Origin of the sequence: Delftia sp. WSY_7 (assembly GCF_043104845.1) — a bacterium.
GTDB lineage: Bacteria > Pseudomonadota > Gammaproteobacteria > Burkholderiales > Burkholderiaceae_C > Comamonas > Comamonas tsuruhatensis.
This window is the reverse complement of the sequence record NZ_JBICLB010000025.1, coordinates 23,681-36,448: the sequence shown is the minus strand read 5'-3', so window position 1 is coordinate 36,448 and position 12,768 is coordinate 23,681. Positions and strand designations below refer to the sequence as shown.

Below are 12,768 nucleotides of genomic sequence, written 5' to 3'. Positions count from 1 at the left end.
GACAAGGCGTCCGTGCAAGGGCTGGCTCAAGCAATCCGGCTGCCCGCCGGTGGCAGGCAGGCCAGGCTGGCGCTTACTGGGCAGGTGCCGGGGCAGGGCGGGCCTGGCCGCTCTTGTGGTCATGGCGCGGGCCGTGGCCCATGCCGTGGTGGCCAGGGTGTCCCTTGTGCAGCGTGGCGGCATCGAAGGTCTTTTGCTGGCTGGCATCCAGCTGGGCGTAGAAGGCCTTGGTGGCTTCGCCGCGGCGATCGGCATCGGCCGCGCGCTGGGCGCGCATTTCACGCATCTTGTCGATGCGCTGGGGCGTGGTCAGCTTGGCGAAGTCCTCGCGCTCCATGCGCTGGGGACGCTCGCCGGGCTTGAAGGTGGCCGCATAGGTGTTCCATGCGGTCTCCTGGGCCGGCGTGAGCTTGAGGTCGGCCTTGAGCTTGGCGATGCGCTGCTGCATGTGTTCGCGGCGCTCGCCGGGCTTGTGCATGGGACGTTCGGGCTTGGGCGTGGTGGCTGCAGCCGGTGCTGCCGGCGCGGCGGTCTGGGCGTACGAGGGCAGGGCGAACGAGGCCAGCAAGGCGGTGGCAGCTGCGGCGCTGGCGAGGGTGCGGCGGAAGGTGGTGGTCATTCCAAAATCCTTTCTGGAGAGGGTGACTGAAGGCCGCCGTCAAGGCACTTGGCGGGCCCTGTGCAGCGGATGGTTGAAGTGTGGTCGTCCGATGTATCGGGGCCGTGTGGTTTTGCGCAGGGCTTGTAAAGAATTGACAAGCTTGTGCAGCGCTGTCCGGCGCCAGGCATGCACAATGGCCGGGCGGGGCGCCAAGGCATGGCGCCCCTGCTGTTTTTTCAGTTTTCTCCCTCTGGATGGAGGCGGCGCAGCCCGGTGTTGCACACCCTCTTGCGGCACGGCCGCAGTCCGTCCGAGCAAAGGTTCGCTATGTTCAAAAACATGATCGTCTATCGCATTGCCGAGAGCTGGCAGGGCGATTTGCAGCAGCTTGAAGAAGCCCTGGGCAAGAGCCCGTTTGCCGAGTGCGGCGCCACGCAGGAGCGCAGCGCCGGCTGGGTGCCGCCGCGCGGCGAGCCCCATGGCCCGCTGGCCGAGTCCGTGGCCAATCAGTGGGTGATGCGCTTCATGACCGAGGCCAAGATGCTGCCGGCCAGCGTGCTCAACCGCCGCGTCAACGAGAAGGCCGCCCACATCGAGGCCACCGAAGGCCGCAAGCCCGGCAAGAAGGAAAAGAAGGAACTCAAGGACGAGGCCAAGCTGGACCTGCTGCCCATGGCCTTCACCAAGCAGGGCGCCATGTGGGTCTGGCTGGACCCGCAGGCCCGCACCCTGGTGCTGGACACCGGCAGCCAGGCGCGCGCCGACGAGGTGGTCAGCTCGCTGGTGGAGGGCCTCACAGGCTTTGCGCTGGCCCTGGTCGATACGCAGACCAGCGCACAGGCCGCCATGGCGCACTGGCTGACCACGCAGGAAAGCCCGGCCGGCTTTTCGATTGACCGTGAATGCGAGCTCAAGGCCGCCGACGAATCCAAGGCCGTGGTGCGCTATGCGCGCCATCCGCTGGACATCGACGAGGTGCGCCAGCACATCGAGCACGGCAAGCTGCCCACGCGCCTGGCGCTGACCTGGGACGACCGCGTGAGCTTTGTGCTGACCGAGGGTCTGCAGATCCGCAAGATCGCGCTGCTCGATGCCGTGATGGAGGGCCATTCGCAGGACGACGGCGGCTTCGATGCCGACGTGGCGATTGCCACGGGCGAGCTGTCCAGGCTCATCCCCGATCTGATCGAGGCGTTGGGCGGGGAAGGGCGCACGGGCCTGGGCCAGGATCTTCCCGCATCGCTGCAGACGCCTGCTGCCCACGCTCCCGCGACGGCACCGCGCGCAGCGGCATCGGGCCGTGGAGCGCTGACGGGGCCGGCCACGGCACCCGTGGACACGGCGCCTGAAGAAGCGCCGTTCTGAGCCAGCAGCAAGGCACCCGGGCCGGCAATGTTTCATGTGAAACATCGCCGCGCCCCCAGGGCGCTCAGACCCTTTCGAAGATGGCTGCGATGCCCTGGCCGCCGCCTATGCACATGGTCACCAGCGCATAGCGGCCGCCCGTGCGCTGCAGTTCGGCGATGGCCTTGGTGGTGATGATGGCGCCCGTGGCGCCGACCGGGTGGCCCAGCGAGATGCCCGAGCCGTTGGGATTGACCTTGGCCGGGTCCAGCGCCAGTTGCTGGATCACGGCGCAGGCCTGGGCCGCAAAGGCCTCGTTGGCCTCGATGACGTCCATGTCTGCAATCTTCAGCCCCGTGCGCTGCAGCACCTTCTGCGTGGCCGGCACGGGGCCTATGCCCATGTAGGCGGGGTCCACGCCGGCATGGGCGTAGCCGACCAGGCGCGCCAGCGGCTTCAGTCCCAGGGCAGCCACGCGATCGCCTGCGGCCAGCGCCACGGCGGCGGCACCGTCGTTGATGCCCGAGGCATTGCCGGCCGTCACGGTGCCGCCTTCCTTGCGGAAGGCCGGCTTCATGGCGCTGAGCACTTCGATGGTGGTGGCCGCGCGCACATGCTCGTCGGTGTCGAAGACCACGACGCCCTTGCGCGTGGCGATTTCCACGGGAACGATCTGCTCCTTGAAGTGGCCGGCCGCGATGGCAGCGGCCGCGCGCTGGTGGCTGGCCGCTGCCAGTTCATCCTGCATTTCGCGGCTGATGTGGTAGCGCTCGGCCACGTTCTCGGCCGTGATGCCCATGTGCATCTTCTGCCAGGGATCGTGCAGGATGCCCAGCATGTAGTCGATGCTCTTGGCGTCGCCCATGCGCGCGCCCCAGCGCGCGGCCTGGTCGAAGTAGGGGCCGCGGCTCATGGACTCGCTGCCGCCGCCGATGGCCACGTCGCAATCGCCCAGCGCAATGGCCTGGGCGGCAGAGACGATGGCCTGCAGGCCGGAGCCGCACAGCCGGTTGACGTTGAAGGCCGGCGTCTCGATGGGGCAGCCCGCATCGATGGCGGCCACGCGCGAGAGGTAGGCGTCCTTGGTATCGGTGGGGATCACATTGCCCATGACCACGTGGCCGACGGCGTCGGGCGCCAGGCCCGCGCGCTCGATGGCGGCCTTGACGGCCGTGGTGGCCAGCTGGGTGTTGGGTACGTCCTTGAGGCTGCCGCCGAAGGTGCCGATGGCGGTGCGCGCAGTGCCGACGACGAAGACGTCGCGTGGGGTCATGGTGAAGCTCCTCGAAGCGATGAACACGGGGGATGGAGTGCATTGTGCCGGGCAGGCGGCAGGCAGCGCAGCCGCCTCGGCGTCAGTTCCGGGCGCAGGTCAACGTCCCTCGAATTGCGGAGTCTGCTTGGCGTGGAACGCCGCAATGCCGCGCGGCAGGTCGGCCGTGCGCGCACAGGCATCGAAGGCGCAGGCCTCGGCGGCCAGCTGGTCGCGCAGGCTGCGGTCCAGGCCCGCGCGCATGAGGCGGCGCATATGGCCGAGCGCCACCGTGGGGCCGGCGGCCAGGCGCTGGGCCAGCTGCTGCACGGCGGCGTCGAGTTCGGCGGGCGGCAGGACGCGGTTGATCAGGCCCAGGCGCTGCGCTTGGGCGCAGTCCAGGGTCTCGCCCAGCATGGCGATCTCCAGCGCGTTGCGCAGGCCCACGATGCGCGGCAGCGCCCAGGAGGCTCCCACGTCGCAGCTGGCGCCCAGGTTGATGTAGGCCAGGTTGAAGCGTGTGCCCTCGGCCGCGTAGACGAAGTCGGCCTGCAGCATCAGCGACAGGCCTGCGCCTGCCGCCGCGCCATGCACCTTGGCGATGACGGGCGCATCGAGCTGGCCCAGCAGCGCCACGGCCTCGTTGAGCGGGCCCAGCAGTTCGGCGGCGCCGCGCACGGGGTCGGCGGCCAGCGTGTCCAGGTCGCCGCCCGCCATGAAGGCGCGGCCCGCGCCTTCCAGCACCACGCAGCGCAGCGCACGGTCCTGGGCCAGGGCGCGCACGGCGTCGCGCAGCGCCAGCGCCATGGGCACGTCGATGGCGTTGAGGGCGGCGGGGCGGTGGAAGGTCAGCGTGGCGATGGCGCCTTCGCGCTGCAGCCGCAGCGGGGTGTCTTGCGTATCGGTCATGGGAGGCTCAGTGGTACAGGGCGTCGATTTCGGCGGCGTAGGTCTTGTAGATGGACGAGCGGCGCACCTTCATCGTGGCCGTGACTTCGCCGTCGTCGTGGTCCAGCTCCTTGGTCAGCAGATGGAAGCGCCGCACATGCGAGACCTGGGCCAGGCGCGCATTGCCCTGCGCGATCTCGGCCTCGATGAGCGCGCGCACCTCGGGCATCTCGGCCAGGGAGCGGAAATGCGTGAAGGCAATGCGCCGCGCCTGGGCCCATTGGCCCACGGTCTCGTAGTCGATCTGAACCAGCGCGCCCACGAACTTGCGGCCCTCGGCCACGACGATGCACTCCTTGATGAAGGGGCTGGCCTTCATGGTGTTCTCGATCTCCGAGGGCGTGAGGTTCTTGCCGCCGGCGGTGATCATGATGTCCTTGAGGCGGTCCACGATGCGCAGCTGGCCGCCCTGCACGCGCACCACGTCGCCCGTGTGCAGCCAGCCGTCCTGCAGGCTTTGCGCCGTGGCCTCGGGGTTCTTGTAGTAGCCCGCGAAGACCATGTCGCCCTTGATCTGCAGTTCGCCGCTGTCGTCACCCTCGTGGCCCGCGCTGCTGCCGAGGCTGGCAATGCGCCATTGCACGCCTTCGGTGGCCACGCCCACGCTGCCCACGGACACGTCGTCCAGCCGGTGGCCCGTGACCATGCCCGTGGATTCGGTCAGGCCGTAGACCTCGATCAGCGGCACGCCCAGCGTGCGGAAAAAGCGCACCACGTCGGGTGGTATGGGCGCGGCGCCCGTGAGCGCCACGCGCACCTGGCGCAGGCCGATGAAGTTCTGCAGTGCGCGCAGCACGCTCCAGTAGCTGGCGGCCCAGGTGAGGTGTTCGGCCAGGCTCCATTGCCTGCGGGGCTTTTCGGCCAGCGGCGCGCAGGCGGCCATGGCGCGCCGGTAGAGCGCGCGGCGCAGCGGCCCGGTCTCCTGCATCTTGATGCTGATGGCCGCATGCAGCTTTTCCCAGATGCGCGGCACGCCCAGGAACATGTTGGGCGCGACTTCGCGCAGGTCTTCCTGCACCGTGCGGATGGACTCGCCGAAGTGCACCTGCGAGCCCAGGTAGACCGGCACGAAGCTGGTCAGCATCTGCTCGGCCACGTGGCACAGCGGCAGGTAGGACAGGTGGCGCGTGCCGCCATCCAGCCCCAGCCGCTCGGCAATGCCGGGCACCACGCCGCGGATGTTGCGGTAGGTGATCATGGCGCCCTTGGGCTTGCCGGTGGAGCCCGAGGTGTAGATCATCAGCCCCACGTCATCCAGCGTCTGGCGTGCCAGCGCCTGTTCGATGGGGGCGCGGCTGGCGGCCTGGGCGCCCAGGCGCTCGACCTCGTCGAAGGTGGTGATCAGGGCGCGCAGCTCGGGCGCAAGGCTGCGCAGGCCCTTGGTCTCCATGACGATGATTTTCTGCAGCTGCGGCAGCTCGGGCAGGGCGGCCAGCAGCTTGTCGGTCTGCTCCTGGTCCTCGCACACCATGATGGCGATGTCCGCGTGTCCGGCCACGTAGGCGACCTCGGGCGTGGGACTGGTGGGGTAGACGCCCACGGTGATGGCGCCGATCAGGCCCGCGCCCATCTGGGCCAGCACCCACTCGATGCGGTTCTCGGAGATCACGCCCATGTGGCCGCCTGGCGGCAGGCCCAGCTGCGCCAGGCCCAGCCCGAAGTGGCTGGCACGCTCGTGGTAGCGCGCCCAGCTGGTGGGCTTCCAGATGCCGAAGTCCTTTTGCCGTATGGCCACGCGCCGGGCATCGCTGCGCGCGCGTTCGGCCAGCATCTGGGGCAGGGTGAGTTCGGGAAGGTTCTTCATATCAATGACCCATCGCGCTGCCTGTGACACTGGCGTGCCCCCACACGGGAGCACCGAGGAAGGGCCGCCCCGCACCGAGGGTGCTGTCCCCCTCCCTCGCGAAGCGGGAGAGAGGGGGAAGGCGCGAAGCGACTCAGGGGGTGCTTCATGACAACCAGCGCTTGCGGCGCTTGTAGTGCTTCAGGTCGCGAAAACTTTTTGCCTCGCCGCCACCACCCATGCCCAGGTAGAACTCGCGCACGTCGGCATCCTGGGCCAGGCGTTCGGCCGGGCCGTCGATGACGATCTTGCCGTTCTCCATGATGTAGCCGCTGTGCGCCACGGCCAGGGCCACGGTGGCGTTCTGCTCGACCAGCAGCATGGAGGTGCCGCGCTCGGCATTGATGCGCGCGATGATGGTGAAGATGTCCTCCACCAGCTTGGGCGCCAGGCCCAGCGAGGGCTCGTCCAGCAGCATGAGCTGGGGCTCGGCGATCAGCGCGCGGCCAATGGCCAGCATCTGCTGCTCGCCGCCCGACAGGTAGCCGGCCAGGCCTTTGCGTCGCTCATGCAGGCGCGGGAAGTAGCTGTAGACCAGGTCGAAGTCGGGCTTGACTTGATGGCGGCCCGTGAGCGCGTAGGTCGCGGCCACGAGGTTTTCCTCCACCGTGAGGTCCTCGAACACGCGCCGGCCCTCCATCACATGCGACAGCCCCAGGCGCACCAGCTGCTGGGGCGCGTACTGCGCGGTGGACTGGCCGTTGTAGCGCACGCTGCCGCTGGCCAGCAGGCCGTCCTCCAGCGCCAGCAGTCCGGAGACGGCCTTGAGCGTGGTGCTCTTGCCCGCGCCGTTGCTGCCCAGCAGCGCCACGATCTGGCCGCGCGGAACGGCCAGCGACAGGCCGCGCAGGGCCTGCACGACCTTGTTGTAGATGACCTCGATGTTGTTGATTTCGAGGACCAGATCCTGGGCAGTCTGGGTCATGGCGCCACGGGATTCAGAGCGCTATCCAGTCGGACGCTGGGAGCATCTTCTGCGCCTTCATGTCCGCCTTGTAGACGCGGCCCACGGGAATCGAATTGCCCTTGATGGTGATGGGCACGCCGATCAGTCCGCCCGTGTCGAAGTCCTTGATGGAGTTGAGCGCGGCCTTGAGGTTGGGGCCGGTGAGCGGCTTGCCAGCGTCCAGGCAGCGCCTGGCCGATTCCACGAACAGCATGGCCGCCAGAAAGCCCTGGATATAGGCCGTGCTCTGGTACTCGGGGCGCAGCGCGCGGATCTTGTCCAGCATGGGCGCCTTGGCCGAGGTGTCGTAGTAGTAGCGGTAGGGCATGACGCCCATGAAGCCGTCGCCGGCCTCGCCCATCTTCATGACGGTGGAGCTGTCCATGGTCCAGAAGGTGCCCATCCATCGGCTGGTCATGCCCATCTGCTTGCCCTGCTGGATGAACTCGGGAATGGGCGCGAGGATGTAGCCGTGGAAGATGGTGTAGTCGGGCGCGGCGCGGCGCAGCTTGATGACTTCGGTGGACACGTCCACGCTGCCGGGCGGCGTCATCAGCTTGGCCACCATGTTCAGGCCCAGCTTCTTGGCGGCCGCTTCGCTGGCCTCGATGGGGTCGCGGCCGAATTCGGAGTCGGAGTAGACGAAGGCCACCTTGGCGCCCGGCTTTTCCTTGGCGATGTGCTTGAGCAGGATGCCGAACATCTCCGTGTAGTCGGGCCCCACGAGGAACTGGTTCGGGTACTTGGCCGGGTTGTTGAGCTCGGTGGCGAAGGAGGCGCCCGCCATGAGGATGGCGCCGTTGCGGTCCAGCTCGGGGTTGATGGTCTTGGAAAAGCCCGTGGAGTCGCCGTAGTAGAGGTTGACCTTGTTCTGGCTGGTGATCTTCTTGAACGCGGCCACCGAGACATCGACCTTGTAGCCCGTGTCCTCGGGCACGTAGCGGACCTTGCGGCCCTTGATGCCGCCGGCCTCGTTGACGATCTTCACGTAGTCGCCCATGCCGGCATTGATGCCCACGCCCGCGAAGGCGAACACGCCCGTCATGGGGATGGAGCCGCCGATCACGATGTCTTCGCCGCCAGCCTGGGCGCGGGCGGCCAGCGGCGCGGCCAGGCTGGCGCCGGCCGCCAGCAGCAGGCTGCGGCGGCGCGAGGAGGTCGGGTGTTGCTGCATGCTTGTCTCCTTTTGCTTGTCGTGCGCGGCGCCGCCTCAATTGCGGAAGGGCCACAGGTGGAAGAAGCGGCGCAGGCGCCGCCACATTTGTGCGAGCCCCTGCGGCTCGAAGACCAGAAAGACGATGATCAGCAGCCCGAACACCATGGTGCGCACGGGCGACAGGAAGACGGTGAGCTCGGAGCCGCCGGGCAGCAGGTCCACGATGAGCTTGAGCAGCTCCGGCACCATGGTCATGAAGACCGCGCCCAGGATGGAGCCCAGGATGGAGCCCATGCCGCCGACGATGATGGCCGCGAGAAAGAAGATGGACATCAAGAGCGGAAAGCTCTCGGGCGTGACCACGCGGAAGAAGTACGCCCACAGCCCGCCCGCCACGCCCGCGTAGAACGAGGACAGCCCGAACGACAGCAGCTTGTAGCGCAGCAGCGGTATGCCCAGCACCTCGGCCGAGATGTCGCGGTCGCGGATGGCGATGAAGGCGCGGCCTGTGCGTGTGCGAAACAGGTTGGCCGCGCCCAGCAGCATCAGCAGCGTGACCGGCATGATCACCCAGTACAGCCGGAACGAGGTGTCCAGCGCCACACCGAACACCGTGGCGGGCTGCAGCGTCAGGCCGGCCGTGCCGCCCGTGAGCCTGAGGTTGGCGAACAGGAAGTGCGCGATGAACGAGGCCGCGATGGTGGCAATCGCCAGGTACAGGCCCTTGACGCGCAGCGAGGGCAGGCCCACCACGATGCCGCCCAGCATGGCCACGAAGCCGCCCGCCAGCAGGTTGAACAGCACGGGCGTGCCCCAGCGCGCCTGCACGATGGCCACCGTATAGGCGCCCAGGCCCATGAAGGCGGCCTGGCCCAGGCTCACCAGGCCCGTGTAGCCCGTGAGGATGTTCAGCCCCGTGGCGCTGGCCACGTTGATGCTGACCAGGCAGGCCAGGTACAGCCAGTAGTCGCTGGCCATGAAGGGAAACAGCAGCAGCAGCGCACCGGCCATGGCCAGCCAGATGCGTTGCGTGCGGGAGTCGAACAGCGCCGCATCGGCGATGTAGCTTTCCTTGAGGGTGCCTATGCGCATGCTGCCGTCTTTCTGAAGCTGTCTAGAGCCGCTCGATCTCGTGTGTGCCGAACAGGCCGTAGGGCCTGAGCATCAGCACCACGACCAGCACGATGAAGGTGGCCAGCAGCTTGTATTCGCCGCCCAGGTAGGCGCCGGCCAGCGCCTCCACCAGGCCGATGAACAGGCCGCCGACCAGGGCGCCCAGCACGCTGTCCAGCCCGCCCACGATGACGACCACCAGCACCGACAGGCCGAACACGCCCATGCTCGACGAGATGCCGCCGATGGAGCCGACGATGATTCCCGACACGGCGGCGATCATGGCCGACACCGCCCACGCCAGCGAGAACACGCGCGGCACATTGATGCCCACCGAATAGGCCGCTGCCTGGTCGCTGGCCGTGGCGCGCAGGGCCACGCCGCCGCGCCAGTAGCGGAACACCAGCAGCACGGCCGCGATGAAGACCACGGCCACGGCTGCGCCCCAGGCCACCTTGGGCGCGAGAAAGGCCTCGCCGATCATCACGGGCTGCGTGGGCATGAACTCGGGCAGGCGGCGCTGGTCGGCCGTCCAGATCAGCTCCACCAGGCCCACCAGCACCGAGGCCAGGCCCACGGTGACCATGAACACCGAGATCGGCGGCTCGCCCAGCAGCGGCCGGATCATGGTGCGCTCGATCAGCGCGCCCAGCAGCCCCGTGCCCAGCACGGCGGCGGGAATGGCCAGCCACAGCGGCAGCGCGAACATGGCCGCGAAGGTGAAGAACAGGTAGGCGCCCACCATCAGCAGCTCGCCGATGGCGATGTTGACCACGCGCGTGGCCTTGTAGACCACCACGAAGGCCAGCGCGGCCAGCGCATACAGGCCGCCGCCGGCCAGGCCCGTGAGGGCGATCTCGAACAGGTAGGCCCAGTCCATCATGCGGCTTCCTGTGCCAGGGCAGGCTGCGGCGTGGCGGGCTCCGGCCGGGCGGACGCGCCACGCAGCCGGCGCCGCAGCTCGCCCACATCACCGGCGCCCAGGTAGGCCCGGTTCACCTCGGGATCGGCCTGCACCACGGCGGGCGTGCCCTGGGCGATGACCTGGCCGAAGTTGAGCACCACCACATGGTCGGACAGGTCCATGACCATGCCCATGTCGTGCTCCACCATGAGCACGGTCACGCCCCATTCGGCGCGCACGTCCAGGATGAAGCGCGCCATGTCCTCGGTCTCCTCGCGGTTCATGCCGGCCACGGGCTCGTCCAGCATCAGGATGCGCGGCTGCATGGCCAGGGCGCGCGCCATCTCCACGCGCTTTTGCAACCCGTAGGACAGGGCGGCCACGGGCGCATGTCGGATGTGGTCTATCTCCAGGAAATCGATGATGCGCTCCTCGATGTCGCGGCGCAGCTCGGCCTCTTCGCGGCGAGCGCGGCCCAGGTAGAGCAGCGCATCGAACACGTTGGTGCGCAGGTGGGCGTGGCGGCCCAGCTTGATGTTGTCCAGCACCGTCATGCCCCGGAACAGCGCAATGTTCTGGAAGCTGCGCCCCAGGCCCAGCCGCGCGCGGCGCGGCGCCGGCACGCGCGTGATGTCCTCGCCCTGGAAGCGGATGGAGCCGCCCGTGGGCCGGTAAAAGCCCGAGATGGTGTTGAACAGCGACGTCTTGCCCGCGCCGTTGGGACCGATCACGGCCGTGATCGAGCCGGGCTGCACATCGAAGCCCACGCCCGACAGCGCCTTCACTCCGCCAAAGGCGAGCGTGATGCCATCGACCTGCAGCAAGGGGGCGGGCCGGCCGCCGTCGGGGTGTGTCTCCATGGCTGTCTCGTGCGTTGGTTCGTCGAGCCGGGCAGGAGCCTACTGGTGCGTAGACTGCTTACTTTGGAGTAGATTCTGGTTGTCGCCCACCGCATGCAGCATCGGTGATTTCCCCGGTGCACCCGCCGCCATGAAGCCATCGAGCCCTGAAACCAAGACCCGACCCAGCCCCGGAACCCGCGCCCGCAAAGGCCGTGCGGCGCCCGCCGTGGACTCGCCCTGGAGCGGCACGCCCGACCGCGAGCAGCAGCGCGAGGCCAAGCGCCAGGCCGTGCTGCAGGCCGCCGCGCAGCTGTTCAACGAGCGCGGCTTCTCCGCCACCTCGCTGGACGACATCGCCGCGCGGCTGGGCGTGAGCAAGCCCACGCTGTACTACTACGTCAAGAACAAGGACGAGATCCTGCTGCAGTGCGTGAACCAGGGCCTGGCCATGACGCTGGAAGGCATCGAGGCCTCGCGCCGCGCAGGTGGCCAGGCCGTGGACCAGCTGCGCGCCTGCATGCAGGTCTATGCGCGCATCGTCACCATGGACTTCGGCATGTGCCTGATCCGCGTGGGCGACGAACAGGTCCCTCCCGACAGCCGCCGCGAACTGCGCCGCCAGAAGGCCGCCATAGACCAGGCCTTCCGCCGCCTGGTGGCCGCTGGCGTGCAGGAGGGCTCCCTGGCCCCCTGCGACCCCAAGATGACGGCCTTCGTGATTGCCGGCGCGCTCAGCTGGATAGGCCGCTGGTACCAGCCCGGCGGCCAGTACTCGGCCGAGGAAGTGGCGCAGCAGTGCATTGATACCTTGATGGGGGGGGTGTTGCGCAGGGACCAGGCCCCTGCACAGCAAAAGAAGCGGGCGCGCAATCCGGATTCGAAACGTGCAGCAGCCGAGGCCCGAGGCCCAGGACAACCGCCCGGCGGGGCAGCAGGCTAGGGCGCCGTACTGCCCTCGTCCTGCGCTGCCAGATCATCCAATATCGGGCAGTCCGGCCGGTCGTCGCCGTGGCAGCAGTGCACCAGGGTCTTGAGCGTGCGCTGCATGGCCTGCATGGCGGCGATGCGCTCGGTCAGTGCGTCGATGTGGCGCTGGGCGATGTCCTTGACCTGGCTGCTGGCACGGCTCTTGTCCTGCCACAGGCCCAGCAAGGTGGCGATCTCGTCCATGGAGAAACCGAGGTCGCGGGCGCGGCGGATGAAGCGCAGGGCGTGCACGTCGGACTCGGCGTACTGGCGGTAGCCGCCGTCCGTGCGGTGCATGGGCGGCAGCAGGCCCTGGGCTTCGTAGTGGCGCACCATGCGCGCCGAGACACCGGCGCGGCGCGCGGCCTCGCCGATGGAGACGGGCCAGTGCTGTGCTTGGGCGGACATGGTGCGTGTCACTCCGGGGACTCAGGCGACCTTGTAGCCTTCTTCGGCGATGGCCGCGCCCAGTGCCTCGCGGCTGGCGCTGCTGTCGACTTCCACGCGCTGGGCTGCGCGATCGATTTTTACCTGGGCCTGGTCATCCACGCCCTGCACGGCCTGGGTGACGGCGCGTTCGCAGTGGCCGCAGGTCATGCCCTGCACGGTGAAAACATGTTGCATTTCTAGCTCCTGGTTGGGGCGCGCCGAAGTGGCGCAAGCCATGGACGGCATGTTGAACCCTGACACCATGGCAAGGTCAAGCGCCTGGCTGGGCAAGGGTTGATTTGGCCCAACTCGATGTGAGTCGGCCGGCTCAATGATCCGCTGCAATGGCCGATAGATCGAAAAGAGCCGTGAATATGCAAAAACCGTCATAGACCATTGGCGATCATCTGACAAACTGCAACAA

At 68.2% G+C, this 12,768-nt stretch carries 13 protein-coding genes; 2 read left to right on the top strand and 11 right to left on the bottom strand.

The window, feature by feature from the left end; all coding sequences use genetic code 11:
* Positions 1 to 73 precede the first annotated feature (73 nt).
* Positions 74 to 619, bottom strand: a complete 546-nt coding sequence (locus tag ACF8ME_RS10985; RefSeq protein ID WP_126311536.1) for a Spy/CpxP family protein refolding chaperone — start codon at positions 617 to 619, stop codon at positions 74 to 76.
* 309 nt (positions 620 to 928) lie between these two features.
* On the opposite strand from ACF8ME_RS10985, the gene ACF8ME_RS10980 reads away from it, so the two are divergent.
* Positions 929 to 1,966 (top strand): recombination-associated protein RdgC, encoded by a 1,038-nt coding sequence (locus ACF8ME_RS10980; protein WP_392416395.1) that lies wholly within the window; start codon positions 929 to 931, stop codon positions 1,964 to 1,966.
* Positions 1,967 to 2,030: 64 nt separating this feature from the next.
* Here ACF8ME_RS10980 and ACF8ME_RS10975 read toward each other — a convergent pair whose 3' ends face one another.
* From ACF8ME_RS10975 to ACF8ME_RS10940, 8 genes are all read right to left on the bottom strand, one after another.
* Complete coding sequence (locus ACF8ME_RS10975) at positions 2,031 to 3,218, bottom strand: acetyl-CoA C-acyltransferase family protein (protein ID WP_047217528.1); 1,188 nt, start codon at positions 3,216 to 3,218, stop codon at positions 2,031 to 2,033.
* Positions 3,219 to 3,317: 99 nt separating this feature from the next.
* Positions 3,318 to 4,106: an enoyl-CoA hydratase/isomerase family protein gene (locus tag ACF8ME_RS10970; protein ID WP_392416393.1), complete on the bottom strand. Its 789-nt coding sequence runs from the start codon at positions 4,104 to 4,106 to the stop codon at positions 3,318 to 3,320.
* Between the two features lie 7 nt (positions 4,107 to 4,113).
* Complete coding sequence (locus ACF8ME_RS10965) at positions 4,114 to 5,949, bottom strand: AMP-dependent synthetase/ligase (protein ID WP_392416392.1); 1,836 nt, start codon at positions 5,947 to 5,949, stop codon at positions 4,114 to 4,116.
* A gap of 145 nt (positions 5,950 to 6,094) precedes the next feature.
* Positions 6,095 to 6,913 carry an ABC transporter ATP-binding protein gene (locus tag ACF8ME_RS10960; RefSeq protein ID WP_133072689.1) on the bottom strand — a complete coding sequence of 273 codons (819 nt, stop codon included), beginning with the start codon at positions 6,911 to 6,913 and terminating at the stop codon, positions 6,095 to 6,097.
* 13 nt (positions 6,914 to 6,926) lie between these two features.
* Positions 6,927 to 8,108 (bottom strand): ABC transporter substrate-binding protein, encoded by a 1,182-nt coding sequence (locus tag ACF8ME_RS10955; protein ID WP_016447278.1) that lies wholly within the window; start codon positions 8,106 to 8,108, stop codon positions 6,927 to 6,929.
* A gap of 36 nt (positions 8,109 to 8,144) precedes the next feature.
* Positions 8,145 to 9,182, bottom strand: a complete 1,038-nt coding sequence (locus ACF8ME_RS10950; protein ID WP_392416390.1) for a branched-chain amino acid ABC transporter permease — start codon at positions 9,180 to 9,182, stop codon at positions 8,145 to 8,147.
* Positions 9,183 to 9,204: 22 nt separating this feature from the next.
* Complete coding sequence (locus ACF8ME_RS10945; protein WP_017406956.1) at positions 9,205 to 10,086, bottom strand: branched-chain amino acid ABC transporter permease; 882 nt, start codon at positions 10,084 to 10,086, stop codon at positions 9,205 to 9,207.
* Complete coding sequence (locus ACF8ME_RS10940) at positions 10,083 to 10,967, bottom strand: ABC transporter ATP-binding protein (RefSeq protein WP_126311541.1); 885 nt, start codon at positions 10,965 to 10,967, stop codon at positions 10,083 to 10,085. The genes ACF8ME_RS10945 and ACF8ME_RS10940 overlap by 4 nt, the downstream gene beginning before the upstream one ends.
* Positions 10,968 to 11,097: 130 nt before the next feature.
* On the opposite strand from ACF8ME_RS10940, the gene ACF8ME_RS10935 reads away from it, so the two are divergent.
* Entirely contained in the window at positions 11,098 to 11,889 is a 792-nt protein-coding gene (locus ACF8ME_RS10935) for a TetR/AcrR family transcriptional regulator (protein WP_252651931.1), read from the top strand.
* On the opposite strand, the gene cueR is transcribed toward ACF8ME_RS10935, so the two are convergent.
* Both cueR and ACF8ME_RS10925 read right to left on the bottom strand, forming a co-directional pair.
* Positions 11,886 to 12,323, bottom strand: a complete 438-nt coding sequence (gene cueR, locus ACF8ME_RS10930) for a Cu(I)-responsive transcriptional regulator (protein ID WP_043789533.1) — start codon at positions 12,321 to 12,323, stop codon at positions 11,886 to 11,888. The genes ACF8ME_RS10935 and cueR overlap by 4 nt on opposite strands.
* Before the next feature lie 21 nt (positions 12,324 to 12,344).
* A complete protein-coding gene (locus ACF8ME_RS10925) occupies positions 12,345 to 12,539 on the bottom strand; it encodes a heavy-metal-associated domain-containing protein (RefSeq protein ID WP_012201975.1) in 195 nt (64 codons plus the stop codon).
* Positions 12,540 to 12,768: the final 229 nt, after the last annotated feature.

Excerpts from the sequence above, each read along its gene's own strand:
- ACF8ME_RS10985 (WP_126311536.1), bottom strand. The coding sequence starts at position 619 with ATGACCACCACCTTCCGCCGCACCCTCGCCAGCGCCGCAGCTGCCACC.
- ACF8ME_RS10980 (WP_392416395.1), top strand. The coding sequence starts at position 929 with ATGTTCAAAAACATGATCGTCTATCGCATTGCCGAGAGCTGGCAGGGC.
- ACF8ME_RS10975 (WP_047217528.1), bottom strand. The coding sequence starts at position 3,218 with ATGACCCCACGCGACGTCTTCGTCGTCGGCACTGCGCGCACCGCCATC.
- ACF8ME_RS10970 (WP_392416393.1), bottom strand. The coding sequence starts at position 4,106 with ATGACCGATACGCAAGACACCCCGCTGCGGCTGCAGCGCGAAGGCGCC.
- ACF8ME_RS10965 (WP_392416392.1), bottom strand. The coding sequence starts at position 5,949 with ATGAAGAACCTTCCCGAACTCACCCTGCCCCAGATGCTGGCCGAACGC.
- ACF8ME_RS10960 (WP_133072689.1), bottom strand. The coding sequence starts at position 6,913 with ATGACCCAGACTGCCCAGGATCTGGTCCTCGAAATCAACAACATCGAG.
- ACF8ME_RS10955 (WP_016447278.1), bottom strand. The coding sequence starts at position 8,108 with ATGCAGCAACACCCGACCTCCTCGCGCCGCCGCAGCCTGCTGCTGGCG.
- ACF8ME_RS10950 (WP_392416390.1), bottom strand. The coding sequence starts at position 9,182 with ATGCGCATAGGCACCCTCAAGGAAAGCTACATCGCCGATGCGGCGCTG.
- ACF8ME_RS10945 (WP_017406956.1), bottom strand. The coding sequence starts at position 10,086 with ATGATGGACTGGGCCTACCTGTTCGAGATCGCCCTCACGGGCCTGGCC.
- ACF8ME_RS10940 (WP_126311541.1), bottom strand. The coding sequence starts at position 10,967 with ATGGAGACACACCCCGACGGCGGCCGGCCCGCCCCCTTGCTGCAGGTC.
- ACF8ME_RS10935 (WP_252651931.1), top strand. The coding sequence starts at position 11,098 with ATGAAGCCATCGAGCCCTGAAACCAAGACCCGACCCAGCCCCGGAACC.
- cueR (WP_043789533.1), bottom strand. The coding sequence starts at position 12,323 with ATGTCCGCCCAAGCACAGCACTGGCCCGTCTCCATCGGCGAGGCCGCG.
- ACF8ME_RS10925 (WP_012201975.1), bottom strand. The coding sequence starts at position 12,539 with ATGCAACATGTTTTCACCGTGCAGGGCATGACCTGCGGCCACTGCGAA.